General features: G+C 61.5%; 26 protein-coding genes. 12 read left to right on the plus strand and 14 right to left on the minus strand.

The window, feature by feature from the left end:
* Window positions 1-8: 8 nt before the first annotated feature.
* Entirely contained in the window at window positions 9-2,909 is a 2,901-nt protein-coding gene (locus tag ACXJKE_RS18320) for a DEAD/DEAH box helicase (RefSeq protein WP_457282020.1), read from the minus strand.
* A gap of 226 nt (window positions 2,910-3,135) precedes the next feature.
* Here ACXJKE_RS18320 and ACXJKE_RS18325 point away from each other — a divergent pair, with 226 nt between their 5' ends.
* From ACXJKE_RS18325 to ACXJKE_RS18335, 3 genes are all read left to right on the plus strand, one after another.
* Window positions 3,136-3,561: a YybH family protein gene (locus ACXJKE_RS18325; protein ID WP_457282021.1), complete on the plus strand. Its 426-nt coding sequence runs from the start codon at window positions 3,136-3,138 to the stop codon at window positions 3,559-3,561.
* A 177-nt stretch (window positions 3,562-3,738) separates the two neighbouring features.
* The gene (locus ACXJKE_RS18330; RefSeq protein WP_457282022.1) at window positions 3,739-4,233 is read left to right on the plus strand and encodes an RDD family protein; all 495 of its coding nucleotides are present in this window, start codon (window positions 3,739-3,741) and stop codon (window positions 4,231-4,233) included.
* 207 nt (window positions 4,234-4,440) lie between these two features.
* The gene (locus tag ACXJKE_RS18335; RefSeq protein ID WP_457282023.1) at window positions 4,441-4,818 is read left to right on the plus strand and encodes a nuclear transport factor 2 family protein; all 378 of its coding nucleotides are present in this window, start codon (window positions 4,441-4,443) and stop codon (window positions 4,816-4,818) included.
* 27 nt (window positions 4,819-4,845) lie between these two features.
* Here the strand turns inward: ACXJKE_RS18335 and ACXJKE_RS18340 are convergent, their stop codons facing one another.
* The 4 genes from ACXJKE_RS18340 to ACXJKE_RS18355 all read right to left on the minus strand — a co-directional run bounded on the left by ACXJKE_RS18340 (window position 4,846) and on the right by ACXJKE_RS18355 (window position 6,970).
* On the minus strand, window positions 4,846-5,232 hold the full coding sequence (locus ACXJKE_RS18340; RefSeq protein WP_457282091.1) for an Hsp20/alpha crystallin family protein: 387 nt from the start codon (window positions 5,230-5,232) through the stop codon (window positions 4,846-4,848).
* Window positions 5,233-5,344: 112 nt separating this feature from the next.
* Complete coding sequence (locus ACXJKE_RS18345; RefSeq protein ID WP_457282024.1) at window positions 5,345-5,782, minus strand: Hsp20/alpha crystallin family protein; 438 nt, start codon at window positions 5,780-5,782, stop codon at window positions 5,345-5,347.
* A gap of 286 nt (window positions 5,783-6,068) precedes the next feature.
* Window positions 6,069-6,314 (minus strand): GlsB/YeaQ/YmgE family stress response membrane protein, encoded by a 246-nt coding sequence (locus ACXJKE_RS18350; RefSeq protein WP_457282025.1) that lies wholly within the window; start codon window positions 6,312-6,314, stop codon window positions 6,069-6,071.
* Between the two features lie 71 nt (window positions 6,315-6,385).
* Entirely contained in the window at window positions 6,386-6,970 is a 585-nt protein-coding gene (locus ACXJKE_RS18355; protein WP_457282026.1) for a DUF4142 domain-containing protein, read from the minus strand.
* Between the two features lie 296 nt (window positions 6,971-7,266).
* Between ACXJKE_RS18355 and ACXJKE_RS18360 the strand changes: the two genes are divergently transcribed.
* The 6 genes from ACXJKE_RS18360 (at window position 7,267) to ACXJKE_RS18385 (ending at window position 13,851) form a co-directional block, all read left to right on the plus strand.
* Window positions 7,267-7,899 (plus strand): helix-turn-helix transcriptional regulator, encoded by a 633-nt coding sequence (locus tag ACXJKE_RS18360; RefSeq protein WP_457282027.1) that lies wholly within the window; start codon window positions 7,267-7,269, stop codon window positions 7,897-7,899.
* A 206-nt stretch (window positions 7,900-8,105) separates the two neighbouring features.
* Window positions 8,106-8,804, plus strand: a complete 699-nt coding sequence (locus tag ACXJKE_RS18365) for a hypothetical protein (RefSeq protein ID WP_457282028.1) — start codon at window positions 8,106-8,108, stop codon at window positions 8,802-8,804.
* A gap of 48 nt (window positions 8,805-8,852) precedes the next feature.
* Complete coding sequence (locus ACXJKE_RS18370) at window positions 8,853-9,899, plus strand: hypothetical protein (protein WP_457282029.1); 1,047 nt, start codon at window positions 8,853-8,855, stop codon at window positions 9,897-9,899.
* 48 nt (window positions 9,900-9,947) lie between these two features.
* Window positions 9,948-11,093 carry a transporter substrate-binding and LysM peptidoglycan-binding domain-containing protein gene (locus ACXJKE_RS18375; RefSeq protein ID WP_457282030.1) on the plus strand — a complete coding sequence of 382 codons (1,146 nt, stop codon included), beginning with the start codon at window positions 9,948-9,950 and terminating at the stop codon, window positions 11,091-11,093.
* 265 nt (window positions 11,094-11,358) lie between these two features.
* Window positions 11,359-13,458, plus strand: coding sequence for a D-(-)-3-hydroxybutyrate oligomer hydrolase (locus tag ACXJKE_RS18380; protein WP_457282031.1), 2,100 nt, complete (start codon window positions 11,359-11,361; stop codon window positions 13,456-13,458).
* A gap of 198 nt (window positions 13,459-13,656) precedes the next feature.
* Entirely contained in the window at window positions 13,657-13,851 is a 195-nt protein-coding gene (locus tag ACXJKE_RS18385; RefSeq protein WP_457282032.1) for a CsbD family protein, read from the plus strand.
* A gap of 123 nt (window positions 13,852-13,974) precedes the next feature.
* Here the strand turns inward: ACXJKE_RS18385 and ACXJKE_RS18390 are convergent, their stop codons facing one another.
* The 6 genes from ACXJKE_RS18390 to ACXJKE_RS18415 form a co-directional block, all read right to left on the minus strand.
* Window positions 13,975-15,183 carry an NnrS family protein gene (locus ACXJKE_RS18390; RefSeq protein ID WP_457282033.1) on the minus strand — a complete coding sequence of 403 codons (1,209 nt, stop codon included), beginning with the start codon at window positions 15,181-15,183 and terminating at the stop codon, window positions 13,975-13,977.
* A 73-nt stretch (window positions 15,184-15,256) separates the two neighbouring features.
* The gene (locus ACXJKE_RS18395) at window positions 15,257-15,724 is read right to left on the minus strand and encodes an RrF2 family transcriptional regulator (protein WP_457282034.1); all 468 of its coding nucleotides are present in this window, start codon (window positions 15,722-15,724) and stop codon (window positions 15,257-15,259) included.
* 14 nt (window positions 15,725-15,738) lie between these two features.
* Window positions 15,739-18,015: a nitric-oxide reductase large subunit gene (locus tag ACXJKE_RS18400; protein ID WP_457282035.1), complete on the minus strand. Its 2,277-nt coding sequence runs from the start codon at window positions 18,013-18,015 to the stop codon at window positions 15,739-15,741.
* Between the two features lie 40 nt (window positions 18,016-18,055).
* Window positions 18,056-18,343 carry a DUF2249 domain-containing protein gene (locus ACXJKE_RS18405; protein WP_457282036.1) on the minus strand — a complete coding sequence of 96 codons (288 nt, stop codon included), beginning with the start codon at window positions 18,341-18,343 and terminating at the stop codon, window positions 18,056-18,058.
* Window positions 18,344-18,672: 329 nt separating this feature from the next.
* Window positions 18,673-19,077, minus strand: a complete 405-nt coding sequence (locus ACXJKE_RS18410) for a response regulator (protein WP_457282037.1) — start codon at window positions 19,075-19,077, stop codon at window positions 18,673-18,675.
* Between the two features lie 170 nt (window positions 19,078-19,247).
* Window positions 19,248-19,724, minus strand: coding sequence for an FKBP-type peptidyl-prolyl cis-trans isomerase (locus ACXJKE_RS18415; protein ID WP_457282038.1), 477 nt, complete (start codon window positions 19,722-19,724; stop codon window positions 19,248-19,250).
* 201 nt (window positions 19,725-19,925) lie between these two features.
* Here ACXJKE_RS18415 and ypfH point away from each other — a divergent pair, with 201 nt between their 5' ends.
* Entirely contained in the window at window positions 19,926-20,573 is a 648-nt protein-coding gene (gene ypfH, locus ACXJKE_RS18420; protein WP_457282039.1) for an esterase, read from the plus strand.
* Window positions 20,574-20,945: 372 nt separating this feature from the next.
* On the opposite strand, the gene ACXJKE_RS18425 is transcribed toward ypfH, so the two are convergent.
* The 3 genes from ACXJKE_RS18425 to ACXJKE_RS18435 are packed head-to-tail and all read right to left on the minus strand — an operon-like array spanning window position 20,946 to window position 23,235.
* Window positions 20,946-21,605 carry an SPOR domain-containing protein gene (locus tag ACXJKE_RS18425; protein ID WP_457282040.1) on the minus strand — a complete coding sequence of 220 codons (660 nt, stop codon included), beginning with the start codon at window positions 21,603-21,605 and terminating at the stop codon, window positions 20,946-20,948.
* Entirely contained in the window at window positions 21,599-22,516 is a 918-nt protein-coding gene (locus ACXJKE_RS18430) for a biotin--[acetyl-CoA-carboxylase] ligase (protein ID WP_457282041.1), read from the minus strand. Before ACXJKE_RS18430 ends, ACXJKE_RS18425 begins: the two co-directional genes overlap by 7 nt.
* A gap of 59 nt (window positions 22,517-22,575) precedes the next feature.
* Window positions 22,576-23,235 carry an SET domain-containing protein gene (locus ACXJKE_RS18435; RefSeq protein WP_457282042.1) on the minus strand — a complete coding sequence of 220 codons (660 nt, stop codon included), beginning with the start codon at window positions 23,233-23,235 and terminating at the stop codon, window positions 22,576-22,578.
* 84 nt (window positions 23,236-23,319) lie between these two features.
* Between ACXJKE_RS18435 and ACXJKE_RS18440 the strand changes: the two genes are divergently transcribed.
* Both ACXJKE_RS18440 and ACXJKE_RS18445 read left to right on the plus strand, forming a co-directional pair.
* Window positions 23,320-23,853: a TlpA family protein disulfide reductase gene (locus ACXJKE_RS18440; protein WP_457282043.1), complete on the plus strand. Its 534-nt coding sequence runs from the start codon at window positions 23,320-23,322 to the stop codon at window positions 23,851-23,853.
* On the plus strand, window positions 23,850-26,804 hold the full coding sequence (locus tag ACXJKE_RS18445) for a DNA topoisomerase III (RefSeq protein WP_457282044.1): 2,955 nt from the start codon (window positions 23,850-23,852) through the stop codon (window positions 26,802-26,804). Before ACXJKE_RS18440 ends, ACXJKE_RS18445 begins: the two co-directional genes overlap by 4 nt.
* Window positions 26,805-26,920 lie beyond the last annotated feature (116 nt).

The raw sequence follows: 26,920 nt of genomic DNA on the forward strand, positions 1-26,920 counted from the left end.
TAATGCGCTCAACCGTACTCTCTATATGGCAGATCTATTGAAAGAGCCTGTCCAGGGGTTGCAAGCCAATGCCAAAGCTGCTCTTCAGTTATCGCCGACTCACACTTACGTATCAAGGCTTCACCTAGGTCGTTACTTTCGACCACGCTCAATCTGCCGCAAGCAACTACGACTGGGGGCACGCTTGGATCAACCCCCGGATGGCATAGAGTTATGCAGAATGCGTCTTTGTAGCCATGTACCTCTGACGCGGCGAGCACCTCCACCGCCTTGTTGTAGTCCACGAGGTTGTTTCCTTCCTTGGACTTGAGCTCTAAGATAAGCGGAGGAGAATTTTTGAGACGTAGCAAGTAATCTGGGGCACCTGTTTTGGTTTTATCGTCGAGCTTTGTGAAGTCTATTTTTAAGAAGCTCAAAACGTTCTCGAGTGCTTGTTCGAATGCGGCTCCTTTTGCGGAATAAAACATTTCTACTAGATCGGCTCGGGGGCAACTCTTCGCGCGTTTTAAATGTCGCTCCGCAGCTCGCTGTCTTTGATTCGCCTTCCAATCTCGGCAAGCATCTCTAATCCAATTTGCTTTGGCCTTGGCGCTAGGCTTTGCTTTCACGAACGCCTCTTCTCGAATTGCGTCTGCATCGGGGCTTCCTAACATCAGCGTAGGCGGGGTCGCTAGGCCTTTTCGGCGTAGAACCAGGATCTCGTGTCTAGCTAGACGATATGCAGAACCTGGTGGGCAAAGACCCGTCAGCCAAAGTACGTCATCTGGCAGTCCTTCTTGAACACGAAAACTCAGCCGTCTTATTGCTCTTGGCAGCTTGCCAATTGCGTCGAGCAGAGCATCCGAAGTTCTTAACGATGCAGGGCGACTTCCATTTGGAACGCGTTTGTCCGCCGCCGCAGTTGCGATTCCTGAAAGCCCTTGCAGTGCCCAAGCCAAGTTGCGGTACATCTCCGTTAGCATGCCCGCACTTAGCTGAGGAGCTTCGTGTTCCAAATCTTTGACGTCTGCTCCGTCGATCCATTTGCAGCAAAGCCAAGCCGAGTTGATTGGAAGAACATCTGCTTGCCAAACAGGCTCGGCAAGGTGGTTGATGTATTTTTCAGGATCAAATAGAACTCGATTCTGAAGTGGGTAAGGAAGAAACCTGGTTTGCTTTACCCCGCCCTGGGGTCGAAACTCGGGACTCGACAGGCAGCATGAAAAAAGGAGCATCGCAAACTGCAAAGTGTCGGACTGTGCATTTGGTGAAGGCAGAAGCTGATTCAGATGGGTAGCATGTTTGATCATGTAGTTCAGTAGAAATACTCCCGTCTCTGGAAGAAGGCCACTGTGTCCGACAGCCCTGCCGATGGGAGTCGCAACCAAAGTGCCAGCACTGGTTTCAAGTAAGAGCCCTTTGGCCAATAAATCAGTAACGGCGGAGCTAATTCTGGCGGGCCAAGTTTTAAATGCCGTGAGATTTCGATCTTCTTCTCTGAGCGCACTGAAAGTGGTGCAGACCAATTTCTCCAAGTCAGCGCGGCTGCTGCATAGATTCGATGAAACAAGTTGAAGTGACAGTTGATTGAATCTCGCGGGCGTGACTCTTGGTTCAATCGTTGCAAGCTCGCCAAGAGCTAGAAAGTTCTTTGCAAGATTTAGCTGTAGAGCAGAAGAGAAGAAGATTACTTTGCCTTGGTCATGCGTAAAGCCCATACGACCAACGCGGCCAGCCATATTGTGAAACTCGGAAGTCTCTATGGGAACATGTGCTTTCTTATTTCCATCCCATCGCGACCAATCTGCGAAGACGGCGGCTCCCAACGGGAAATTTACCCCTGCAGCTAATGTCGATGTAGCGAAAACAACATCCAACTTGCCGTTTAGCAGGTGTTCTTCGATAACGCTCCGCTCTTCATCCATGAGGTCGGCCGTGTGAATTGCCACTCTATGTTCTAAGGTGCCGGCCAAAAAAGTGTTTGCTGAAGTTTCGGGAAGCCCATCAAAGGCGAAGGACAGCTGGCCTTTTTTTCCGCTATGCATTGTTTCGACAAGCTTGGTCGCAAGATCAAAAGTATCTTGCTTTCTCATGCAGAAAACGATGATTGGAGTTGGTGGATTTTTCTCTTTCAAAAGACTAATCACGCACTCGATAGTGTCCTGCTTTACTCCGACGGGTAGCGGCAAACCATCGGTCACGTCATCAGGGTGCTCCGTAGTGACAGATAGCATTCGATCATTCGTCCAGCACTCATATCGCAAGTGTTTCTCTCGACGATGCTCGACAATGAGTTCTACTCCTAGCCAGTTGGCCAACTCACCAGCATCCTTAGGCTTAAGAACGGCCGAGAGTCCGACAAATTGTTGCCAACCGGCATTCCGCAACAAGGTTAGGAGAACTTCTACGTTTTGACCTCTATTCAAGTCCCCGAGTAACTGAATTTCATCGCAAACTATTACCGTACCTTTCATATCACTAGGTACTCCTGAAGCCGAGAGTAATGCCAAAAATTTCTCGTAAGTAGCCACCAACAAAGGGGCATTTAGAGGATCTGCGGGGGAATTTTCTTCGGCGTCTTCTACATAATCCCCCGTGGCGATCACAAGCGAACTTTTGTTATCGCTGAGATATGGCGTTAGCAGTTGTGATTTGAAGTCTTCGAACTTTTGCTTAGCCAACGCTCGATGAGTTACTAAATAGACGGTCTTGCAATGAGCCTCAAGGCTTCTAGAGATTGCCCATAACCCAATTAGAGTTTTGCCGGTAGATGTGGGAGAGACAACGAGCATGCTTTTGCCGTGACCAATGCCAGCCTCTAGTGCAGCGTATTGAACATCGCTTAAGGCGGGACTTCCGTTCTCCTCGAAAACTAGATTTTTAACCGCTGACTCAGATAACCCGTGGTTCTCCGGCAATTTGTGCTTCATGGCTGAAACCTTTGTTGTTAACAGCTTGTCACAACCATCATGACCCCGAATGCGTGGCGGAGCTAGGGTGCTTCTGCCGTTAAAGCGATTGAAATCTAGCCAGTTCGTAGGTAAATATTCACCAAATCACCCGCCGCAGGGCAACTTCTCCGTATTCCCCCTAATCCCTCGTCCTACGCCGTAGCTCATACGCCGGGCTTACGTTGTTCTTTTAAGGAGACACAAGATGAGCAAACAGCAGCAAGACTTCAAAACCTTGATGAAAGAGCGGCAGCACATCGCAGCCGCGTATGTCAGTGGTGACGCGGCGCCGCTGGGGCGTGTGGTGGCGCAGGAATCACCGGCCACTTTTATGAGCCCAGGTGGCGGGGTGGTGCGGGGCACGCAGGAAGTGTGGTCGCGCTACCAGCAGGATGCTGGCCGGTTTGAGGCGGGCAGCACGACCCAGCTGGAGATTCTGGACATGGCGGCGGGCGACACTGTTGCCTTCTGGACGGGCATTCAAAAAGCGCAGGCCCGCATGAAGGGTGAACCAGAGCCCGTGGCGAACAAGCTGCGGGTAACCGAGGTGTACAGGCGCGAAGGTGATGCCTGGAAACTGGTGCACAGGCATGCGGACCCACTGGTTGAGGCGAGCGCAAAGAAGCACTAAGGGCCGGTCCGGTCGTGACCGGTGCGCTGGTCATTGGGCTTTCCTTGCCAGCCTCGTCCTAGAATCCTTGCATCCAACAGCATGAGGCCGCGTTCGCGGTCACTCACCTTGCTGCAGGTGCGGTCAACCTTGATTTGCAGGGGCCGTAGGTGCCCTTCAACTCAAAGTTGCCTATCGATGCCTATCTATAACTACCAGACCGGTGGCCCTCGTTTCCTGGCTTTGATCATCGACGGGTTTCTCATGTCGATAGCCACCGGGCTCATCGGGTGGTGTATGACGCCCCATCTGGGCGCCTTTGCCAACGCCTTGCTGTGCGTACTCTTTTCGGCTTTTCCTGTGGGCTATGACATTTACATGCATGGCCGCTTTGGGCAAACACTGGGCAAGTTCTTTGCCGGGGTGCGGGTGATTGACGTGAGGGGCGGCCGGATTTCCTACAAACAGGCGGCGGTGCGGAACTTTGTTCCGCTGCTGATGGCGCCCGTGGGCCTGTGGTATTCCATCAGCTTTGTGACCACCGGTGAAATGCCGGATGCAACCTTGTATCAATCGGCGTACCTGACTTCCGTGACCTGGGTTCTGCTGGAGATGGTCACCATGCTGCTCAACGAGCAGCGTCGCGCAGTGCACGACTTTTTGGCCAACACGGTGGTGATTCGCGTGCGTTGATTCGCTGACCTGCGCCGGCTCTCGCCCGATGCGTCGTGCCCGCGGAAGAAGACCGCGAGCGCGAATGGCCAGGCTGCGAGCGGAAAACCTTCAGGCGTGCAACACTTCGGTTTCGTTCGCCCAGCCTGTCGCCTGATCTTCTGATTCAGGCCACAAGGCCGAAACGCATCAACACGCCACAAGCACCCCAGCAAAGGAAACTGCCGCATGCCCACGCCCGAAACCGTTGAGCGCTTTGTTGCCCGCGTTGAACAAAACGCGCACACCGAAGCGATTGAAGAGTTCTACACGCCTGACGCCACCATGCAAGAGAACCAGCAGCCTCCGCGCCGCGGGCGCGACAAGCTGGTGGAGGGTGAAGCGAAGGTGATGGCGCGGGTGAAGTCGGTCACGTCAACCTGCGTGCGGCCGGTGTTCATCAGCGGTGACAAGGTCGTCATTCGCTGGGTGTTCAATTTTGTGTGGGCCGACGGCAGCGCCATGCGCATGGAAGAGCTGGCGTACCAGCGCTGGGAAGGCGAGCGCATTGCCGAAGAAACATTCTTCTACGACCCGGCGCAGCGCACGCCGGTGCCGGCCAAGTAAGCAGGCTGGCGCGGCGTGCGGGTGCGATCAAGCGGCCTTGATCTCGATGCGCCGGGGTTGTGCGTGTTGCGCCTTGGGTATGCGCAGCTTCAGCACACCGTTAGCCAGTTCGGCGCTGACCTTCTCGGTGTCTAGCTCCTTGCTGAGCGTGAATACGCGGTGAAAGCGACCCAGCCCCACTTCGGTGTGGGTTGACTGCAAACCTTCGGGCGCAGACAGGGCCGACTCGGCGTCAATCGTCAGCGTGTCAGCCTCTACCTGCAGGTGCAGCTTGTCGCGCGGCACGCCGGGCAGGTCGGCATACAGGGTGATGCCGGTGCTGTCTTCAATTACATCGACGGGCGGCGTCAGCGCGCCATTGGCGTAGCGCGATGTGTCTTTTTGCGCCACCTCGCCTGTCTGGCTGGTTTGCATGCTGCGGCCGGAGGTGTTTGTGTTGTTGGCACTTCCATTACCGCTGCTGCGTGCGGCACCGCTGTTGCCGCCGGTTTGTTGGGTGTTTGCGTAGTTCATGGCTTGCCTCCTTTCACTGGATGGTGATGCGGCGCGGCTGTGCCGATGCGCGCCGCTGGATGGTGATGTGCACCAGGCCGTCCTTGAAGCTGGCGTTCACGGCCTCGGGGTCGGCGTCGTCGGGCAGCGTGAGCACGCGGCGGAAGCTGCCGGCAAAGCGCTCATTGATGTGCAGCGTCGATTGCGCGCCCGCTTCGGGCAGTTCGGTTTTGCGCTCACCGGCAATGGTGAGCAGGCCGCGCTCCAGGCTGACGTCGAGCGACTTCGGGTCAATGCCGGGGGCAAAGGCATACACCTCTACGGTTTGCGGCGTGCCGCCAATGTTCAGGGCGGGAAAGCTGCTGCGGCCAAAGCCGCGAATGCTGGGAGACAGATCGAAGGCCTGCTGCACGTCGCGCTGCAGGCGATCGAGTTCGGCGAACATGTCGCGCGGAAATAACGATCGGTACATGGCGAAAACCTCCATACGGGTTGAACATCAGTGCGCCGGAAAATCCCCAAAAAAACGGCTTCCGGCGCCCGGGAAGAGGATGTAGGAATTGCCAAAAAAATTTCAAGAGGGAATTTGCGCGCGTCAACTGCAGGCGCAGCGGGCCTGCAAAAGGGCGGCCCAGGCGGCAGCGTTGCGGTCAGGTTTAAAACTTTTTTCGCAAATCGCCCGCGCGTGGGCCGCACAGCACAACGCCCCGGTGCACGTGAATGCACCGGGGCGTCTGGCTGGCGTTTTTACGGCCCGCTCAGCGCTTGGCGATCAGGCGGTAGCCCAGCAGCAGCACGATGGAGCCGAGCACGGCGGCGATGAAGCCGGCCGTTTCGCCTTGCTGGTACCAGCCCATGGCCGCGCCCAGGTAGGTGGCAAGGAAGGAGCCCGCAATACCGATGAGCACGGTGATGATGAAGCCGCCAGGGTCGCGGCCGGGCATCAGGAACTTGGCGACAAAGCCGATGATGAAGCCGATGATGATGGTCCAGATAATTGACATAGCGTCTTTCTAAAAAATGAGGAAACGTGGGGCGCGGGCCTGAACCCGCGATGACTGGCTTACTTGGCGGCTTACTTGGTCGGTACTACGGCCTTGGCCATTTCCAGGTGGGCTTCCACCTTGGGCAGCATCTTGCCGGCCAGCGCCTTCAGGTCGGCGTCTTTGGCGTCCTTCTGGATCTTGTTCAGCAGCTTGATGGTGGCTTCATGGTCGCCCACACCGGCGCGCTTGGCGTATTCCGTGTCAAAGAGGTTGCCCGACAAGGCCTTCATTGCGGTGGCTTTGGTTTTGGCCATCACGCCGGGGCCGTCGGGCAAGGTCGCGCCTTTGGCGCGGGCCAGTGCCTGCACTTCGGCCAACGCGCTGTTGTGGTCGTCAATCATTTGCTGCGCAAACTTTTTGATCTCTGCGTTCTGTGATTTTTCCAGCGCCATCTTGCCGCTTTCGATCTCGGCAATGTTGGCCTGGGCCAGGTCGTCCAGCATGCCCTTGTCGGCAGGGGCCAGCTTGCCGGCGTCGGCCGCTGTTGATGTGCCTGCGGTGGTGCTGGTCTGGGCCGTGGTGGGCAGGGCCACCAGTGCCAGGGCAGAAGCGGCCACCGCGGCCAGTGCCACGCTGCTGAGTTTGAATTTCGATCGGTTCAATCGGTTCAACATGAGGGCCTCCTTTGAAGGGGTGGTTGTTGATGGGTTGATTCGGTATGGGGGAACAGACGCCGCGATGAAGCAGTTGCGCAGTCGCGGCAGATAGCGTTGTACTTTCGCTGCTGTGGCGGCCGGGCAGTGCAGGAGGCCGGGCAGGCTCTGTGTAGGAATTTGCTTGCGAGTGCTGTCCGGCTGCCGCGCACGGGCGCCGGCCTTTTGTTCAACAAATGCCGCGTGGTGCGATACGATGGCCGCCTGGACAATTTGTCTGAAATTCGAATCGCCTGACTCGCCGGAGGCCGCGCTCCATGAAAGAAACCAGCAACACGCCCAGCAACAAGCATTTGCTCGCCGAGCTGAAGAACATTGCCGAAGGCCTGGGCAAAACGTTTGCGCCGTTCTGTGAAGTGGTGGTGCATGACCTGACGCACCCGAAGAACGCGATCCTGGCGATTGAAAACAACCTGAGCGGCCGACGCCTGGGCCAGCCCGCCACCGAGCTGGGCCTGGCGCGCATCCAGGACCCGGATTACCCGGCGGTGATTGCCAACTACGCCAACCAGTTTGCCGACGGCCGCAAGGTCAAGAGCACGTCGGTGGGCATTCGCAATGAAGAAGGTGAATACGTGGCGGCGATCTGCCTGAACGTAGACCTGACGCTGTTCAACGGTTTCCAGGCGGCGATGTCGCAGTTCACTGCGATTGAAAGCAGCGCCGTCACCGAAACGCTGGACGCCGCCAATGCCGACCGCATACAGCAGTGCATTGACGAATTTGCCGCGGCCCGCGCCACGACATCACGCTCGCTCAAGCCTGCCGACCGCAAGCAGCTGGTGCAAGACCTCAAGAAAGCCGGCTACCTGGAGATTCGCCGCGGCGCCGAGATTGCCGCAGCGCACATGGGCGTTTCGCGCGCCACGGTGTACAGCGACGCGAAGTAAGTAAAAAGTAAAGCAGGGAAGGTGGGCGGGGTGTCTGGGAAATCAGACATTGTGTCCGGCTGAAAGGGGCTCGTACCCTTGGTTTTTGGGGAAGAAACCGGGTGCTGCTATATAGTCATCAACGACTATATGGCCGCGAGATGCGCCTGCGCCTGGAAAACAGCCGCAGTGAGCCGGAAAAATTGTTACCGAGGAGTGAGGGAACCATGACAGACAACACAACGCCACCCGAGGGCGGATCCGGCTTTTTTGGAAAACTCCGGGACGTCTTGTTTGAGCCTGAACCCACGCCCGGCGCGCCTGCCGCTGCGGACAAATCGGCCATCACGGCACCAGCTCCCTTGCCATCGGCCGCTGCCAATGTGGCGGCTGCCAAAGCCAAAAATCCGATGGTGGACCGCATGATGGAAGTCGTGATGGAAAAAACCACGGCCTATACGGCGCTGGTAGAGGCCGTCACGCCGCTGGAGGCCTTCATTCCTGACGAGGCGTCGCGCTACAAGGCCGCATTCGGCATTGTGGGCAAGACGCGGACGGTGGACCAGATCGTCCAGTCCATCGACATGCAGCATCTTCCCGCGCTTGAAGCGGAATCCCAGCGCTTTCATGGCCAGGCCAAAAACCAGCAGGACCTGCAGATCAATGCGCGAATCCGGGAGATAGATTCCCTGCGTGCTTCGGTCGCCAAGGTAGACGAAGAGCGCGCTCGCCTGCAGGAAAGGCTGGGGCAGATCCAGCAGGAAGTGGAGACCGCCCACAAAAAAATTGCCGGGTTCGAAAGAGAAATCGCGGCCAAGCGCGCGGAGATCGTTGAAGTCAACATCCGGTTTGAAAGCGCTCTGGCCGTGGTCAAGGCCCAGCTGGTGGAAGCCAGGGCAAAAGTCGTGCGCTACCTCGGCACCTGAAGCGCTGAACATTCCCGATCCGTACACGCAGAATCAAAGGACAGAACTGTGAACCTCATTCCACAGAATTTCAAACCCAAATCGTTCTGGGAGCGCCCGGAAGGCGTGACCGGCCAGATCGTGGGCGTCAGCCTGATCGCCGGCGCCGGTTTCCTGCTTTACAAGGCGCTGCCCTACATCATCACGCTGCTGCAAAACACCATCTATGCCGCATTGCTGGGCGTTGTGGTGGTGGTGCTCGGCTTCATCATTACCGACAAGCGTTTCTGGCGCCTCGGCAAGTACATGTACATGAGCCTGATGCGCAAGATCACGCAAGTGTTCGTGGAAATCGATCCCATCGGCATCATGAAAAATTATGTGGAAGAGCTGCAGGACAAGCTCGCCAACATGAACACCCGCATCGCCAAGCTTTCCGGGATGATTCGCCAGTGCAAGGAAGAGATCGCCAACAACAACAAGTCGCGCGACGGATCCCTGCGGCTGATGAGCGAGGCGAAAAAGCAGAACAAGACGATGGACGCGGCGCTGGCTTCGCGTGAAGTGGGGCGCATGAACGACGCCAACCTGACCTACCAGGACCTGCTGGCCAAACTGGAACTGCTGTACCGCGTGCTCGCCAAGTACCAGGAGGTGTCGAACTTCCTCATCAAGGACATGCAAAGCGAGATCAAGGTCAAGGAGCGCAAGAAGGAAATGATGGACAACGCCCATTCGGCCATCAAGTCTGCGCAAGCCATCATCAACGGCGACCCTGACACGCGTGCCATGTTCGACATGGCCAACGAATACCTGGCGGCCGACTATGCAATGAAGATCGGCGAGATCGAGGATTTCGCCCGCATGTCCGACAGCTTCATGCGCTCCGTTGATCTGCAAAATGGCGTGTACGAAGGCGATGCGATGCAGATGCTGGCCGAGTGGGAAAAAAATGCCGAGTCGCTGGTGCTGGGCGATTCCAAGCGCCTCCTGATCGAGAACAACCCGTCGCCCGGCCTGCCGGTGAACATCGTCAGCAGCCCGCAGGGCGTACCCGTGGAAGCGCGCGCCGACGGGGTGGACTGGTTCCAGAAAAACGCAGCAGACAAAAAATAAGCTTCAACAAGACTTCCGAAACCAGAAAACGCAAAGCGGACTAAAGCCATGGCCCTCAAACCTATTCCCCGATTGATCCTGATTGTTGCCGTCGTCGGCGGCGCCGTGTATGGCGGCATGAAATACCTCGATTCGCGCGCCCCTGCCAACATGAGCGGCAACCCCGGCGCAGGGGCCAATCCGGCCCCGCCCGCCGACGCGCCCGCGCCCAAGGCGGCGGCTGTCGCTCCGGCCGCGGGCGGCGGGGCAACCTTCCAGAGCATCGTGGACAAGGGCACTGTGCGCGTCAGCGTGCAGTCGCCGGCCAAGCCCTTTTATTACGTTGAAAACGGCAAGCCGCAGGGGTTTAACTACGAATTCCTGAAGGTGCTTTTCGCCCAAAGCGAGTTCACGCCCAAGGGCGGGCAAATCAACATCGACACCGACCATATCGTGGACACCTACCCCGATGTGCCGGCTGCGCTGCTCAAGAACGACAACCGGGGCAATTCAACGGTGGACATTGCCATCGACGGCCTCACCTTTACCGACGAAGACCTGCCGGGCGTGGTGTATTCCATTCCGTATGTCGAAGACTTCGGCTACGCCCTCATTACACCGAAGGTGTCCTCTATCCGGAGCGTTGAAGACCTCAACGGCCTGACCGTCGGCATCCTCAAGGGTGACCCGGACGTCAAGGCGTATGTGTCGCGCCAGTTCCCGAAGGCGCGTCTGATCGAGCTGAGCGACGAATCTGTCAATGGCGAGCGCAACTGGATCAACAACTTCATCAAAAAGGGCCAGGTAGATGCGGTGATTTACGACTACCCCTTCGGAGTGGCCGAAATCCGCGGGACAGACCTGCAGTTCGCGGTGTCCAAGCTCCCGGGTTCCAACATCAAGTACAAGATAGGTGTGCGCAAGGCAGACAGCCAGCTGCTTGAAAACATCAACATCGCCATTCGCAAGGCCAAAGTGCTGCCCGAGTACGGCGAACTGGTGAAGAAATACTTCACGAGCACCAATCTGGCCAAGGTCAAGAACGCCGACAAGACCGAAACGGTCTATGTGGTGAAAGCGGGCGACACACTCTCGAAAATCGCCGCCGCCACGTTGGGAAGCAACATGCGCTTTGGCGAGATTGAGTCGCGCAACAACCTGCCCAACCCGAACCTGATTCACGTCGGCCAGAAGCTGGTGATTCCCAAGGGCTGAAGCACACGTTGAATCCCAATGCTGCAACCGGTATGGCTTGTGGCTGAATCGCGGCGCATGGCGCCGCTTTTTTTTGGCCGTACGCTTTTCGCTGCGTCTATCCGCTGTGGCAGCGGGGGCGACCAGGCCTTTGAGGCGGTCCAGGGCCAACGCGAGGTTGAGGCAAAACCCTTACAAGAAAAACCTTACAAATCCGACAATCCAAAACGCCCATACAGACGGCATTGCGCTGATGATGTTGTACGAATAACCCGAGGAGGACGACATGAAATTCACCCTGATCAAAACAACCACGGCCCTGGCGGCAATGGCCGCACTGGGCGGCTGCGCAAGCGGTGTGGGCGTGCAGCCCAACATCAAACCGGTCTGGCTGGGCGGCATCACCACCGGCGTCTACGACGGCGGCAACGACGACTTGCTGACTGCCGGCCTGGGCAAGAGCGGCCTGGCCGCAACGGCGCCGCTGCCCGTCGACCCTTTGAACCCAAGCGCGGCCGAACTGCGCCGGATTGCGATTTACAACAACTACCGCGCCATCCTCGATATTTCCCCTGGCGGCGGCTATGGCACGCTGTACGGCCCCAATGTGGATGCCAAGGGCAACATCACGGCCAGTGAAGGCAAGATCGCCGGCACGGAATACATCGCCTATTCAGACGACGGCAGCGGCCGGCAGAACGTCACGATGATGGTGCAGGTGCCGGCCAGCTTCAACCCGGCAAGCCCATGCATCGTCACCGGCACCTCGAGCGGTTCGCGCGGTATCTACGGCGCCATTGGGTCGTCGGGTGAATGGGGCCTGAAAAACGGCTGCGCCGTGGCCTATACCGACAAGGGCACCGGTAGCGGCATGCACGACTTGCAGAACAACACGGTGCACCTGCAAAACGGCCTGCGCGCCGACGCAGTGGCGGCCGGCACTGCCTCCAACTTCACTGCCAACCTGACGCAGGCTGAGCGCGCAGCCTTCAACGCGGCCACGCCCAACCGCTTTGCCGTCAAGCATGCGCATTCGCAGCAGAACTCTGAAAAGGACTGGGGCCGCTACACGCTGCAGGCGGTGGAGTTTGCCTACTTCGTATTGAACGAGCGCTATGGCAAGCCTTCGCCGAACGGCGGCGGCCGCCTGAAGACGCTGAACCCGTCGAACACCATCGTGATCGCGTCCAGCGTGTCCAACGGCGCCGGTGCGGCACTTGCCGCGGCCGAGCAGGACACGCAGGGACTCATCAGCGGCGTGGCCGTGGGCGAGCCGCAGGTGCAGCTGGTGCCCGATGCGCGGCTGAGCGTGCGGCGCGGCAGCAGCACGCTGGCCGGCACCGGCAAGCCGCTGTATGACTACACCACGCTGGCCAACCTGCTGCAGCCTTGTGCTGCGCTGGCTTCGCCAGGCACCAACGTCTTCAACACGATCAACCCGGTCATTGCCGCGAGCCGCTGCAGTGCGCTCAAGGCCAACGGCATGGTCGCCGGCAACACCACCGCCGAGCAGGCGGGCAGCGCCATGGCCACGCTGGTGCAGGCAGGCTGGCAGCCCGAGGGCAACGACCTGCAGGCGTCGCACTATTCGTTTGCCACCCTGCCGGTGGCGCTGACCTACGCCAATGCCTACGGCCGTGCCGGCGTGCAGGACAACCTCTGCGGCTACAGCTTTGCCGCCACGGCGCCTGCCGCTTCGCCCACACCCAACCTGCCGGTGCCTGCACCGGCGGGCCCGCTGGCCACGTCATTCGGCACCGGCAATGGCATACCGCCCACGGTAGGCGTGAACATCGTCAACAACGCCAGCCTGGGTGGCCCGATGCTGGACGCGGCTTCCATCTCTGCCGGCAACGTGCAGGACTACAACAGCGCCGGTGCCCTGTGCCTGCGCAACCTGGCCACGGGAAACACCCCCGACGCACTGCGCGTGCGCGAAGGCATCCAGCAGGTGCTGCGCACGGCCAACCTGCAGGGCAAGCCTGCGCTGATCGTGCATGGCCGCTCTGACACGCTGGTACCGGTGGCGTTTACCTCGCGCCCCTACTTTGGCCTGAACAAGATGGTGGAGGGTTCGCGCAGCAAGCTCTCGTACATCGAAGTCACCAACGCCCAGCACTTTGATGCCTTCCTGGGGTTCCCGGGCTACGGCCAGCGGCTGGTGCCGCTGCACCGCTATTTCATCCAGGCCATGGACATGATGTATGCCCACCTCAAAACCGGCGCACCGCTGCCGGGCAGCCAGGTAGTGCGCACCATGCCGCGCGGCCTGAGTGGCACCACACCCAACCCGATCACGCCCGCCAATGTGCCGCCCATCAAGCTGCAGGCGGACGCGCCGGACCGGATCATGTTCTCCGGCAATGTGGTGACGGTGGCTGATTGAGTGATGAAGGCGTACAGGCAAACAGGCGCCGACATGCGTTTGGGTGCTTGGCCTACGCTGCGTTCCCGGCAGCCCGGTATCTTGGTAACTGGCTGACGTGACACGACGAACGTTGGCCCGGGATACCCCTCGCGATGGCCTCGCAAGGGTCTCGCCAGGGTTTCCTGGACCTTCCCGTCGAATTCATCAGGAGTCATCATGAACAAGGATCAAGTCAAAGGCGCAGCCAAAGACGCAGTTGGCAAGGCACAGGAAGCTGCCGGCAAGCTCGTGGGCAGCAAGGACCAGCAAGCCAAGGGCTTGGTCAAACAGGTGGAAGGCTCTGTGCAGAAAAATTATGGTGATGCCAAGGAAGTCGTCAAGGACGTGACCAAGGGCAACAACCGCTTCTGAGGCTTTTGAGCCAGCATGCCCGGCTTGCCGGGCAGCATGAACAGCGGCGCATTGGCGCCGCTTTTTTATGGGTGTTTGTTTTTCAGCTTTGGTGTGGCGGGGCGGGCTGACCCGGCCAGTCACCTAGCCGGGATGCCCGTCTGCACGCGCGCGGGTCAGGGCCGGCCAGTAGCCCAGGGCATACAGCGCGAAGCCGGCGGACCACAGCGCGGCAGAGACCAGCACGGCGTGCAGCGTCTCGGCCGGCGCGATAAGCGGCACGAACACGCGCACCGCTGCTGAGGCGAGGACGAGCACATAGCAGGTGACTTCGGTGCGGCCCGCCTGGAGCGGCCGGCCGGTATGGCCGAGCGCGGTGCGCGTCATCATGCCGATGATGAGCCCGCCGATGGCTCCCACCGTCAATGCGTGGGTTGCCGCCGAAGGTGTGACCCAACTGGCCGCAGCCAGGACACGCAGCGCCAGGTGCACCGGAATCCAGAAGTAGGCGGCATGCAACACCCAGACCAGCGGTGTGTGCGTGGTCTTCCACGGTTGCCACAGTGCCCAGCGCGCAAGGTGTGCGGCCGCGCAAACACCGGCCAGTGCCGCCAGTTGCGCGCCCTGCAGCTGCAGCGCATCGGCCAGCAGCAGCGCCAGCACCGAGCCCAGCGCTGCTTTCTCGAGCCAGGGAAGGCGGGTGGCGTTGGCGCCCGGCACACCGTTGTTGGTGAACATGGGGATCACGCGGCCACCCATCACGGCCATGATGAAGAGCATGACGTCAAGCGCGGCCTGAATGCCGACCCAGCCGGGCAGCTGCATGAGCCCGAGCTGTGCAAGATGCACCGCCAGCACGGCCACCGCCATCAGCAACAGCAAGCCGATGAAAAAGTAGTTGCGGCGATTGCGCGCGGCGATGAAGGGAACTGCCAGCGCGACGGCCGCGGCCAGCGGAAACGCGACGTTGACCGCCGCCGCAGCCCAGCCGAAGGGCGTGAGCACAAGCACCCGCGCGGCAACCCAGAGCGCCGCCAGCGCGGCCAGCGGCAGGCCGGTGGGCGTGGGGCGGTTGGACCAGTTGCGCCCGGCCGTGAACAGGAAGCCCACCACCACAGCCAGCGTGAAGCCGAACAGCATTTCGTGCGCATGCCACATCGGCCCCTGCAGGTAGGGCTGGCCCAGCCAGCCGGCGAACTGCAGCGCCCACAGGCCAATCGACAGCGCGGCGAACACGCTTGCCAGCAGGTAGAAAGGCCGAAAGCCGGTTTGCCAGAGCGCGATGCCTTGCGTTTGCGCCGATGGAACAGGAGCGCTTTTGGGTGGGTTTTTAAACTGGATGGGCTGTGTCATGCGGGAATATCCGTGGGTAGCGTGGTGGGCGGCGCGCTGTTGCTGACGCGCTCCGCGACAACAGGGACTGCGCTCATGAGGCGCGCCCGGCTGGCGAAGCCGATGCCGTCTGGCTGGTGAAGAAGCTGGCGAGCGACTGACGGTTGCGAACGAGGTCTGCCAGCGTGTAGCGATCGAGCACGCCGTAAAACGCGTCGACCGCCTCGCCAAGCACGCCGCGCAGGCGGCAGATGCGGGTGATGGCGCAATGGCCGCCCGCCGCTTCAAAGCATTCGGCGGGCACGTCCGTTCCTTCGGTTGCGCGCACTACCTCGCCCACAACGATCAGCTCCGGCGATTTCGCCAGTGCCAGCCCGCCGCCCTTGCCGCGCACGTTGGCCAGCCAGCCGTTCTTGCCGAGGAAGTGCACAACCTTGGTCAGGTGGTGTTCGGACACGTCAAACGCGTTTGCAATCCCGGCGATGGTGGCGCGCCGCTCTGGCTGCGCCGCCAGGTAGATCAACACACGCAGGCTGTAGTCGGTGAAAGCCGTGAGTTTCATGGTGGCTTGCCGGGTCAGGGCCCCGCCGTTGCGGGCGCCGCGGTCATGCCGGCCGGCTGTACGGCCGGGCGGCGCAGCAGGCGCGCGGCATACCAGGCCAGGAAGCACGCACCGATGGCGAACAGGATGTCGCCGGGTACGCGCATCCAGACCAGGGTTTCCATCACGCCCGAGTGGATGATCTCGGGCGAGCGGGCGTACCACAGGCCCTTGGTGACGCTGGCCCAGGCCTGGTAGATGCCGGCAGGCAGCAGCGACAGGAAGACCATCATCGCCAGGCCGATGTTCAGGCTCCAGAAGGCGGGCTTGAGCAGGTTGTCGGCATGCAGGTGGCGCGCATACAGGCCGCGCAGGCAAAACAGCATGAGGCCGATGCCCAGCATGCCGTAGACACCGAACAGCGCGGCATGGCCGTGGGCCGCCGTCATGTTCAGCCCCTGCACGTAGTACAGCGAAGCCGGCGGATTGATGGCAAAGCCCAGCAGGCCGGCGCCCACGGTGTTCCAGAAACCGACGGCCACAAAACACATCACGGGCCATTGGTAGGTGGCGAGCCATGGCATGGCCCTGGAGCGCCGGTAAGTCTGCAGGGCTTCCAGGCCGATCAGGGTCAGCGGCACCACTTCGAGCGCGGAGAACACCGCGCCGACGGCGATGACCGAGATCGGCGTGCCGGTGAAATACAGGTGGTGCAAGGTGCCCAGGATGCCGCCGAACAGGAAGATGATGGTCTCGGCGATGATGGCGCGGTTGGCGCTTTCGGCGCGCACCAGGCCCAGCTTGGTGAAGATCAGCGCGACGACGGCGGTGGCGAACACTTCAAAGAAGCCTTCGACCCACAGGTGGACCAACCACCAGCGCCAGTACTCGATCATCGAATAGTGGGTGTGCTGGCCCCAGGTGAGTGACGAGGCATAGAAGCCGCCTATGCACATGGCCGACAGGAACACCATGGCGATCATGCCGCGCGTTTCCGAAGGTTTGACCAGCGCCGGCCACAGCGCGCGGCCCAGCAGGAACACCCAGAACAGCAGGCCCACGAACAGCAGCAGCTGCCAGACGCGGCCCATGCTGGTGAACTCCAGGCCCTGGTTGCCGATCCAGAAACTGAAGTCGACACCGCGATGCTGCAGCGTGCCCAGCCAGCCGGTGGCGGTAGAGCCGACCACGATGGTGATCAACGCCCAGAACAGCACGTCGACACCGAGCTTTTGCAGCTTGGGCTCGCGGCCCGACAGCAGCGGCGCGATGTAAAGGCCCGTGGCCAGCCATGCGGTGGCGATCCAGAAGATGCCGACTTGCGTGTGCACCGTGCGGCTGACCACATAGGGCAGCACCTGCGCAAGCGGCAGGCCGAAGAAGGACGACCCCTCCACCGCGTAATGCGCGGTGACCACGCCCATGCCGATCTGCAGCAGCATCAGGCCGATCACGGCAAAGAAGTACTTGCGCGTGGCCTTCATCGAAGGTGTGGCAACGGCGCCCAGCAAAGGGTCGGCCTGGGGCGGTTGCGCCTCCGGCCCATGCCGCTGGCTTCCGTGCAGCCACAGCATGGCGGCGATGCAGGCCAGCAGCAGGACGATGCTGACCATCGACCAGATGGCGGCCGAGTTGGTCATGGTGTTGCCCACCAGCGGCTCGTGCGGCCAGTTGCTGGTGTACGAGATGTTTTCTTCTCCTGGGCGGTCGGTGACGGCGGCCCAGGAGGTCCAGAAGAAGAATGCCGCGAGCGCCTGGCGGTCGGCCGCGTCGGGCAGCGCGCCTTCGCTCATGGCGTATTGCTCGCGCAAGGCATCCAGGCTGGCGTCGTGGCCGAACAGGCCTTCGTAGTGGCGCGCCACCTCGCGGATGGCTTGCGCCCGCGCGGGTGTGACGGTGACGGCGCCGCTGGCCGCGTCGTAGGTGTTGCGGCGCATTTCTTCCTTGAGCGCCGCTGCGACTGCGCCGCGGTCTGAGGCCGTGAGCGCGGCGGGCGCCTTGCGGAGTTCCTGCGTGCGCAGGGCCTGCAGGGCCAAAGCTTCCCGATGCAGCCAGTCGGCAGACCAATCCGGCGCTACATAAGCGCCGTGGCCCCAGACACTGCCTTGCTGCTGGCCACCGCTGGCCAGCCAGGCGCGCTGCCCTCTTTGCACTTGCTCGCCCGTGAAAAGCACGTCGCCTGTGGTGCTGACGACGGCTGTGGGGATGGGTGGTGCGGTCAGGTAGATCTGCCAGCCGAGGTAGCCGAGCGCCCCGAAGGACAGGACGAATACGAAGGCGAGCCAGCGCCACAGCATGTGGTTGTTTTTCATCGGGTTTCCTTGGGAAGTCGTGAGTGGGGATGCGTGGAAGTCAGCCGCCACCGCAGGCGCCGCAGCACTGCTTGCTGCCCTGCGCAGGCGCAAGCCGGGTGATGGCGACGCGCCAGGTGTCGGGCCCCTGCTCCAGGTAGTCCCAGGAGAATCGGCCGGGCAGGTCCATCATGAACCGGGCATGCAAGGGCTTCGGGTTGTGGTCGTTGATCAACTCCATGGCCTGGCCGGTGCCGAGTTGGTCGAATGTCGAGAAGACCAGCGGATGGCGTTCGCTGGGCGCGAGCTCGCGGAGATCGACCCTGGTGTGGGAAACGGTGTGTGTCATGGGGACTCTTTCAAAGGAATCGCGAATGGTCTTCATAAGATGCATTCGAGATACACCTATGGTTAGCCATCGGTCCCTGGGCGCTGTTGATCCAGATCAAACGGAGCCGCTACAGGCAGCACTTTTCTGGTTTTGGCGCGGAAGCCGGCGTGAAGTGCGGGCGCGGCGATGCAGCGCGCCCAGGCGGCCGCTTATAAGCACCGCATGAAGGCGTTCACATCAGGGCTTGCCGGCAGCGAGAGTCGCGGCATGGCGCCGCTTTTCGCTTTTGTGTGTGGGCTTGTTTTAGCGGGCGCCTGAGCAGAACGCCTGCCGCTTGAACGTGGGGATTACTGGGGCAGCAGCGGGGCCGTACCGCCCAGGCTGGCCGCATGGGCCTGGCAATAGAGCACCAGCTTTTCCACGTCTTGCGATTTGTCGAACACCTCGTCGGCGCCGAGCTCGCGGCAGTAGTGCAGGATGTTTTCCTGGTTGTGGCTGGTCAGCACCACGACCTTCTGGCGGGAGCTGCGGTGCTGGCAGTCTTTCAGCACGCCAAAGCCGGAGCCTTCGGCGAGAAAGAGGTCGACGATTGCAAGGTCCCAGTCATCGTGGTGGGAACCCAGCCACTGGCGGGCGCTGGACTCGGAATCGGCGTGGCCCACGAAACGCAGGGGTGCGATTTCTTCCATGGCCTCAACCAGTGTTTTGCGTATGTCCGGCTTGTCTTCGACAAGAAACGCGTTGATGACCATGGGTACCTCTGAAGTTAATCCATGAAGTTAGCGATCATCCTGCGCCGGGGCTGTGGTCGTGCATCACCGGGGGATGTAGGCTCAATCCCACTGTAGTTCAGCGGGCCCCCCAGAGCGGTAACGGTACGTAACGCTAACGGCTTAATCGCCGAACGGTCACGTTGCGCAGATTAATGGTGGTGGCCGTGCTCGCCGTGCACATGGCGGTGGGCAATTTCTTCCTCCGAAGCGGCGCGCACGTCGGTCACTTTCAGGGTGAAACGCAGGGCCTTGCCGGCCAGCGGGTGGTTGCCGTCCAGCAGGACGGTGTCGCCCTTGATCTTGGTGACGTTGAAGACATGCTCGCGGCCGTCGTCGCCCCGGCCTTCGAGCTGGCCGCCCACCTTGACCCCGGGCGGAAACTGCGTGCGGGGGATGGTGCGCACCAGGCTTTCGTCGCGCAGGCCGAAGGCGTCCGCCGGCTCCAGCGCCAGCACGGTCTGGAAGCCCTTTTCCTGGCCGTCCAGCGCTTCTTCGATCTTGGGCAGGGTGTTGCCGTAGCCGCCGTGCAGGTAAACCATGGGGGCGCTGCTTTGCTCGACCAGCTTGCCCTGGGCGTCTGCCACCTTGTAGCTAAGGGTAACGGCGGTGTTTTTTCCGATTTTCATGGTGTTTTTCCAGATCTCTGGTGCGTGAAAAACGCTGATTCTCGCCGACTCGGGCCAAAATTGTCCGGACGGCCGGAACAGGGAGGCTGTTGTCGCGGGGCCGGCCGGCTGATGTTGAAAGCGGGCGTGGAGGCCCCAGATGCGGTTTTCTCCGTCCTTTCCGCCAGCTTTTGCCTGTTTTTTTGATCACGACGCTCAGCCATGAACCCCATCGACACCGAAACCATTGAACTGCTTCCAGCCACCGCTGTACCGCGGCAGCTGTTTGTGCTGCTGCACGACGCGGGCGGCACGGCCGCCGACATGCTGGAGCTGGGCAACCTGCTGGGCGGCGCGTTTCCCGAGGCGGCCGTGCTGATTCCGGAAGGCCTTTCGGGCCCGCATGCCGATGCGGCGGGCGCTACCGCCGCCGGCAAGGACGACGCCGCTGCGCTGGCCGCGCGCGTGGAGGTTCTGGCGGCTTTTGTGCGTGCGCAGCAACAGCGCTTTGAGATCCTGCAGTCCGACACCGCGCTGGCCGGCTTTGGCGCCGGTGCGAGCCTGGCGCTGGCGCTGAGCGATGCGCACGACGGCCTGGCCGGCCGCCTGCTGGCCTTCGGCGGCGGCTACCAGATCTGGCCGGCGAAAGCACCCGCGCTGACCACCCTGCACCTGCTGCACGGGCAAAACGACGATGTGGTGCCGCTGGCACGCACGCGTGGCGACTTCGACCACCTGATGGAACTGGGCGCCGACGCCACCCTGGACGTGGCCGCCAGGCTGGGCCACGAACTGCACCCCGCGCTGATGGACCAGGCCGTGACGCGCCTGCAGACCTGTGTGCCGCTGCGGCACTGGAAAGCAGTTTAGCGAATCACCCCTGTCCAAGCTCACAGCGTGTAGCTTGTTCCCCCCTCGAGGGGGCGGCGCCTGCGGCCCGGCAAAGCCGGTTCCGCGGCCCCTGCTGGCTTGGTAGTGGGTGCGACGGCTCAGGCGGAATTTGTCAAGAAAATAGTGTTGAGAGCCAAGCGGAACGAGCGCAAGCAGCTCCTAAATCAATAGCAACTGGGTGCGCACCGGATACGGAACCTTCGACAGGCTCGGGATGATCGGATATGAAGCGTGTAACCGCGGCGAGCTCTTAAGCCAGCATGAGCCGCGGAACCGGCTTTGCCGGGCCGCAGGCGGGCGGCCCTCGGGGGGCAGGGAGCTACACGAAGTGAGCGACCGTGGGGGTCTTATCTAGCAAGCCCGTAAGGGCTTGCCCGCCAACTGCGGCTTGAGCAACTCCAGTTTGGCCATGAGCGGCGCATCGACGGCCGGGAGTCTGAGCAGCTGGCCGCGTATTTCAGGCTGCTCCTGCACCACCTTGGCGGTGCGTACGCCGCGCGTGGCGACCTTGGCCAGTTCACGCTCGGCATCGGCCTGGGAGCTGAAGTGGCCGAGCGAGAGGCCCGGTCCCAGCGAGGAGTTGACGAGGGGCTCAAACGACACGCCCATGCCGCGCAGCTCGCTGCGCTTTTTGGCCAGCGCGTCCTCGTTGGTGTATTTGCCCATGTAGACGATCCAGCGGCCCGGCTCCGAGCTGTTCTCGAGCGACCAGCTGCCGATGGGCAGGCCGGCCTCCAGTCCGAAGCGCAGGGCGATGGTCTGCTCGGGGGTGAAAAGGCCGGCCTGCAGGCATTCAGGGGCGGGCGGCGGCGCTGCAGCGGTGGTGCTTTCCAGCTGGCCGGCATCGGTGGCGCTCAGAAGGCGCATCGCCTTGGGCCGGATCTGCTGCGCCAGGCGCTGGGGTTCGGCCTGCACGACGGGTGCAAAACCGTAGTCGGCCAACAGGCCTTGCGTCCAGGCGAAGTAGCCTGCGTTGGCCAGGACCAGCGCCAGCACCAGCAGCCTCAGCATGGGCGCGCATCCTTGGGAGGTTGCGCCGCCACAGGCCGTACGCTGACTTCGGAGCTGGTGATTTGTTTCATGCCAGCCGCAGTATGCACCAGCAGCGCGCCGTTTTCGCCCACGCCGTGGGCTGTGCCTTCCAGGCCGTTCTGGCCGTCGGACAGCTGCACGGCCCGGCCTGCCAGAACGTCGCGTGCCGCAAAACGCGCCTGGAAAGGCGCAAAGCCAAAGCGCTCAAATGCCTGCATCGCCTGCACCAGCGGCGGCACGATGCGCAGCAAGGTGGCGGGTGCGTCCAGCGCCGGCAGCAGCGTCTGCAAGCCGCCCGGCGGAATGCCGGGCATGGCGGGTGCGTTAGCCGCAACGGGGACTTCCACCGCGCGGATGTTGATGCCGATGCCGACCACCACGTAACGGATGCCTTCCCAGCTGGCGGTTTCCACCAGGATGCCGGCCAGCTTGCGGTCGCCTTCGGGGGTGGACAGCCAGAGGTCGTTGGGCCATTTCAGGCCGATGCGGGGTTTGGCGGCTTGGCCGGAGGCGCTGCCGGCGAGCGGCTCGAGACTTTCGGCCACGCTGATGCCGGCCACCAGGGAGAGGCCGGACCAGTCGACGGGCGCAAGCGGCAGGCCCAGCGAAAACGTGAGGCTGTCGCCGCGGCGGCTTTGCCACTGGCGGCCCAGCCGGCCGCGCCCGGCGGTTTGCTGTTCGGCCACCAGCAGCAGGGGCTCGGGCCGGGGGGCGATGCCGGGGCTGCCGCCGTTACCGGAGGGGCTGCCGCGAAAACGCCGCATCAGCTCGGTGTTGCTCGAATCAATCTCGGGCAGGACTTCCACCGTGAACCCCGGCAAGGACGGCGCCAGGGCCTCCCAGAGAGCTTCGGCGGGCCAGCGGATGGGGGATGTAAGGGGAGTGCTCATGAGAAGGTTGCAGCCGATTGCGCCGGCGGCATGGCCTGTGAAGCGGGTTGAGCGCCTGCTCAGTCCTTCTTCTTCTTTTTGGGTTTCTTGCCTGCCTTTTTGTCAGCCTTGGCTTCAGCCTTTTTGCCGGCTTTTTTGTCGGACTTCTTTTTGCCCTTGTTCTTTTTCTTGCCTTCGTCGTCCTTGGGCGCCAGCAGGGTGCCGCGGCAGTTTTTGGCGCCGCACCAACAGGGGTATTCGGCCAGCAGCTTCTTGGTGTAAGGCGCGTCGATGATCAGGCCGTAGTCATAGAACAGCTCTTCGCCGGCCTTGATGTTGCGTAGCGCCTTGATGAAGACGCGGCCGCCTTCTTCGTCGGCTTCGCAGTTGGGCTTGCAGCTGTGGTTGATCCAGCGTGAGGAATTGCCGCCGTGCTTGGCGTCGATCACATGCTCTTCGTCGATGTGGAAGTAGAACGTGTGGTTGGGGTCTTTGGGGTCGTGCGGGTGACGGCGCAGCGCCTCTTTCCAGTTGATGATTTCGCCGACGTATTCGATCAGCGTTTCACCTTCGGCCAGGTCCTGCACGGCGAACACACCCTTGCCGTGGACGCCGGAACGCCGCGTCTGGATGCGGCGTCCGTCGGCAGCCGGAGCCGCGGGTTTGGAAGGAGATGCGGGGACCGCGGAAGCCTGGGTTTTTGACACGACGTATTTTTTTGGTATGGTTAATTCATGCATGTGCGCGTGCGTGCGCATGCGTGCGCACCCGCGCGCGTACATGCGCGAGAGCCGCTATTGTAGTGATGCGCCCAAGGAGTCCCCGTGTTCAACCGCAGAAACCTGATGCAGACCGCCGCTGCCCTTGCCTTGCCGACCGCGGCGGGGCTGGGCCTGCCGGCGTGGGCCAAAGGCGGGGAAAGCCCCTTGCCGAAGGCCGGCAGCACCCTGCCTTTGCCGGCCGTCACGCTGCTGGACGGCAGCGCCTGGAAGCCTGCCGAGGTGGGTGGAAAGACGCTTGTGGTGTACTGGTGGGCCAGCTGGTGCCCTTTTTGTGCGGTGCAGTCGCCCCATATAGAAGCTTTGTGGCGGGCCCAGAAGGCCAGCGGGCTGGAGGTGCTGGCCCTGTCGATTGACAAGCAGCCGGCGGCCGCAGCTGCCTATATGAAGACCAAGGGCTACAGCTTTCCCGCCGGGATGCTGACCCCCGAGGTTGCCAAATTCCTGCCCAAGCCGGTGGGCCTGCCCGTGGTGGTGGTGCTCAAGGTGGCGGCGAACGGACGTGAAGGCAAAGTCGTATTTGCCGAAAGCGGGGAAATGTTCCCCGAAGATGTAGAAGGTTTGAAGAAGTACTTATGAAAACTCTGGTGATTGCAGAAAAACCCTCGGTCGCACAAGACATTGTGCGGGCGATCACGCCTACGGCCGGCAAGTTCGAAAAGCACGACGAGTACTTTGAAAGCGACGAGTGGCTGGTCACCTCGGCCGTGGGCCACCTGGTCGAGATCCAGGCGCCGGAAGAGTTTGACGTCAAGCGCGGCAAGTGGAGCTTTGCCAACCTGCCCGTCATTCCGCCCTACTTTGACCTCAAGCCCATGGACAAGACGAAGACGCGGCTCAACGCGATCGTCAAGCTGACCAAACGCAAGGATGTGAACGCCCTCGTCAATGCCTGTGACGCGGGCCGCGAAGGCGAGCTGATCTTCCGGCTGATCCAGCAATACGCCAACAGCAAGCACCCGGTGAAGCGGCTGTGGCTGCAGTCCATGACACCGGCAGCCATCCGCGACGGCTTTGAGAGCCTGCGCACTGAAAAGCAGATGCAGGGCCTGGCCGATGCGGCGCGCTCACGTTCGGAAGCCGACTGGATGGTCGGCATCAACGGCACGCGCGCCATGACGGCCTTCAACTCGCGCGACGGCGGTTTCTTTTTGACCACCGTGGGCCGCGTGCAGACGCCGACGCTGTCGGTGGTGGTGGAGCGCGAGGAAAAAATCCGCAAGTTCGTGAGCCGCGACTACTGGGAAATCCACGCGACTTTTCTGGCCGAGGCCGGCGAATACCCCGCCAAGTGGTTTGACCCGAAGTGGAAAAAAGCCGCGGCCAATGCCGACAACACGGAGCCCGACGCCGAACTGAAAGCTGACCGGGTCTGGTCCGAGCGCGAAGCCATGGCGATTGCAGAAGCCGTGCGCGGCAAGTCCGCCACGGTGACGGAAGAAAGCAAGCCCACCACGCAGGCCGCCGGCCTGCTGTTTGATTTGACCTCCTTGCAGCGCGAGGCCAACGGCAAGTTCGGCTTTTCAGCCAAGACGACGCTGTCGATTGCGCAAAGCCTTTATGAACGCCACAAGGCCCTGACTTATCCGCGTACCGATTCACGCGCGCTGCCGGAAGACTATCTGCCGGTGGTTAAAAAGACCTTTGAAATGCTGGAAAGCAGCGGCATGAAGCACTTGGCGCCGCATGCGGCCACGGCCATCAAGGGCAATTACATCAAGCCCAGCAAGCGCATTTTCGACAATGCCAAGGTGAGCGACCACTTCGCCATTATCCCAACACTGCAGGCGCCCAGTGGCCTGAGCGAAGCCGAGCAAAAGCTGTATGACCTGGTGGTGCGCCGCTTCATGGCGGTGTTTTTCCCGAGCGCCGAATACCTGGTCACCACGCGTATTTCCCAGTCGGTCGGCCACAGCTTCAAGACCGAGGGCAAGGTACTGGTCAAGCCGGGCTGGCTGGCGATTTACGGCAAGGAAGCCGCCGATGAAGTGGCCGACGCCAAGGACGGCGACAAGGGCCAGAGCCTGGTGCCGGTCAAGCCGGGTGAAATGGTGCGCGCCGAAGTGGTCGAAGCCAAGGGCCTGAAGACCCGCCCGCCCGCCCGCTATTCAGAAGCCACCCTGCTGGGCGCGATGGAAGGCGCCGGCAAGACGATTGACGACGACGAGTTGCGCGAAGCCATGCAGGAAAAAGGCCTGGGCACGCCGGCGACGCGCGCCGCCACGATTGAAGGGCTGATTGCCGAAAAATACATGCTGCGCGAAGGCCGCGAGCTGATCCCCACGGCCAAGGCCTTCCAGCTCATGACGCTGTTGCGCGGACTGGATGTGCAGGAGCTTTCAAAGGCCGAGCTCACCGGCGAGTGGGAATTCAAGCTGGCGCAGATGGAACACGGCAAGCTGAGCCGCGAAACCTTCATGGCCGAAATTGCGACCATGACCGAGCGCATGGTGGCCAAGGCCAAAGGCTACGACAAGGACACGATTCCCGGCGACTACGCCACGCTCTCAGCGCCCTGCCCCAACTGCGGCGGTGTCATGAAGGAAAACTACCGGCGCTACACCTGCACCGGCAAGAACGGCGACGACGGCTGTGGTTTCAGCTTCGGCAAAACGCCGGCGGGCCGCACCTTTGAAGTGGCAGAGGTTGAACAGTTCCTGCGCGACAAAAAGATCGGCCCGCTGGACGGCTTCCGTTCCAAGGCCGGATGGCCTTTCACGGCCGAGATGGTGATCAAGTTCGACGAAGAGACCAAGAACTACAAGCTCGAATTCGACTTCGGCGACGACAAGAATGCCGAGACCGGCGAGATCGTCGATTTTGGCGACCAGCAGTCGCTGGGCCCCTGCCCGCGCTGCGCCGCGCGGGTGTTCGAGCTTGGCAAGAACTATGTCTGCGAAAAGTCGGTGCCTACAAATGAACAGCCTACGCCGAGCTGCACCTTCAAGACCGGCCAGGTGATTTTGCAGCAGCCGATTGAGCGCGAGCAGATGCACAAGCTGCTGGAAACCGGCAAGACCGATCTGCTCGACAAGTTCGTTTCGATGCGCACGCGCCGCCCCTTCAAGGCCATGCTGGCTTGGGACAAGGAGGCCGACAAGGTGAACTTCGAGTTTGCCCCGTCCAAGTTTCCGCCGCGCAAACCGGCGGCCGCCAAGACCGGGACGGTGAAGACGCCTTTCGGAAAAACCGTCGCCGCGAAAACGGCAAAAGCACCGGCGGCCAAAAAAGTCGCCGCCAAGAAAACGCCCGCCGCCAAAACCGCCAAGCCCAAGACGCCCCGCGTCGCCAAGCCGGGTGCAGGCCTCAAGCCCAGCGACGCACTGGCTGCGGTGATTGGCGCCGAACCGGTGGCACGCACCCAGGTCATCAAAAAGCTCTGGGACTACATCAAGGCCGAAGGCCTGCAGGACGCGGCCAACAAGCGCGCCATCAACGCCGACGCGAAGCTGCTGCTCGTGTTCGGCAAGCCGCAGGTGACGATGTTTGAGCTGGCCGGGATTGTAGGCAAGCACCTGAGCGCGGAATAAGCAGGCAGGTGCGGGCGTAATCGCTATTGTTTTAATAGCTGCCAGCGCTCGTCCTGATTGCCTTGCAGGCCATTTTTATACTCAAATGAGGCGGATGCAGCCCTCTCCGGGGCTGT

The sequence above is a fragment of the Polaromonas sp. P5_D5 genome, from assembly GCF_054049435.1.

Bases quoted from the DNA above. Each gene is read 5' to 3' on its own strand.
- ACXJKE_RS18365 (WP_457282028.1), top strand. From the start codon at position 8,106: ATGACAGACAACACAACGCCACCCGAGGGCGGATCCGGCTTTTTTGGA.
- ACXJKE_RS18360 (WP_457282027.1), top strand. From the start codon at position 7,267: ATGAAAGAAACCAGCAACACGCCCAGCAACAAGCATTTGCTCGCCGAG.
- ACXJKE_RS18320 (WP_457282020.1), bottom strand. From the start codon at position 2,909: ATGAAGCACAAATTGCCGGAGAACCACGGGTTATCTGAGTCAGCGGTT.
- ACXJKE_RS18430 (WP_457282041.1), bottom strand. From the start codon at position 22,516: ATGAGCACTCCCCTTACATCCCCCATCCGCTGGCCCGCCGAAGCTCTC.
- ACXJKE_RS18400 (WP_457282035.1), bottom strand. From the start codon at position 18,015: ATGAAAAACAACCACATGCTGTGGCGCTGGCTCGCCTTCGTATTCGTC.
- ACXJKE_RS18375 (WP_457282030.1), top strand. From the start codon at position 9,948: ATGGCCCTCAAACCTATTCCCCGATTGATCCTGATTGTTGCCGTCGTC.
- ACXJKE_RS18435 (WP_457282042.1), bottom strand. From the start codon at position 23,235: ATGCATGAATTAACCATACCAAAAAAATACGTCGTGTCAAAAACCCAG.
- ACXJKE_RS18335 (WP_457282023.1), top strand. From the start codon at position 4,441: ATGCCCACGCCCGAAACCGTTGAGCGCTTTGTTGCCCGCGTTGAACAA.
- ACXJKE_RS18445 (WP_457282044.1), top strand. From the start codon at position 23,850: ATGAAAACTCTGGTGATTGCAGAAAAACCCTCGGTCGCACAAGACATT.
- ACXJKE_RS18355 (WP_457282026.1), bottom strand. From the start codon at position 6,970: ATGTTGAACCGATTGAACCGATCGAAATTCAAACTCAGCAGCGTGGCA.
- ACXJKE_RS18425 (WP_457282040.1), bottom strand. From the start codon at position 21,605: ATGCTGAGGCTGCTGGTGCTGGCGCTGGTCCTGGCCAACGCAGGCTAC.
- ACXJKE_RS18395 (WP_457282034.1), bottom strand. From the start codon at position 15,724: ATGAAACTCACGGCTTTCACCGACTACAGCCTGCGTGTGTTGATCTAC.
- ACXJKE_RS18325 (WP_457282021.1), top strand. From the start codon at position 3,136: ATGAGCAAACAGCAGCAAGACTTCAAAACCTTGATGAAAGAGCGGCAG.
- ACXJKE_RS18350 (WP_457282025.1), bottom strand. From the start codon at position 6,314: ATGTCAATTATCTGGACCATCATCATCGGCTTCATCATCGGCTTTGTC.
- ACXJKE_RS18390 (WP_457282033.1), bottom strand. From the start codon at position 15,183: ATGACACAGCCCATCCAGTTTAAAAACCCACCCAAAAGCGCTCCTGTT.
- ACXJKE_RS18340 (WP_457282091.1), bottom strand. From the start codon at position 5,232: ATGCAAACCAGCCAGACAGGCGAGGTGGCGCAAAAAGACACATCGCGC.
- ACXJKE_RS18380 (WP_457282031.1), top strand. From the start codon at position 11,359: ATGAAATTCACCCTGATCAAAACAACCACGGCCCTGGCGGCAATGGCC.
- ACXJKE_RS18415 (WP_457282038.1), bottom strand. From the start codon at position 19,724: ATGAAAATCGGAAAAAACACCGCCGTTACCCTTAGCTACAAGGTGGCA.
- ypfH (WP_457282039.1), top strand. From the start codon at position 19,926: ATGAACCCCATCGACACCGAAACCATTGAACTGCTTCCAGCCACCGCT.
- ACXJKE_RS18405 (WP_457282036.1), bottom strand. From the start codon at position 18,343: ATGACACACACCGTTTCCCACACCAGGGTCGATCTCCGCGAGCTCGCG.
- ACXJKE_RS18345 (WP_457282024.1), bottom strand. From the start codon at position 5,782: ATGTACCGATCGTTATTTCCGCGCGACATGTTCGCCGAACTCGATCGC.
- ACXJKE_RS18385 (WP_457282032.1), top strand. From the start codon at position 13,657: ATGAACAAGGATCAAGTCAAAGGCGCAGCCAAAGACGCAGTTGGCAAG.
- ACXJKE_RS18330 (WP_457282022.1), top strand. From the start codon at position 3,739: ATGCCTATCTATAACTACCAGACCGGTGGCCCTCGTTTCCTGGCTTTG.
- ACXJKE_RS18410 (WP_457282037.1), bottom strand. From the start codon at position 19,077: ATGGTCATCAACGCGTTTCTTGTCGAAGACAAGCCGGACATACGCAAA.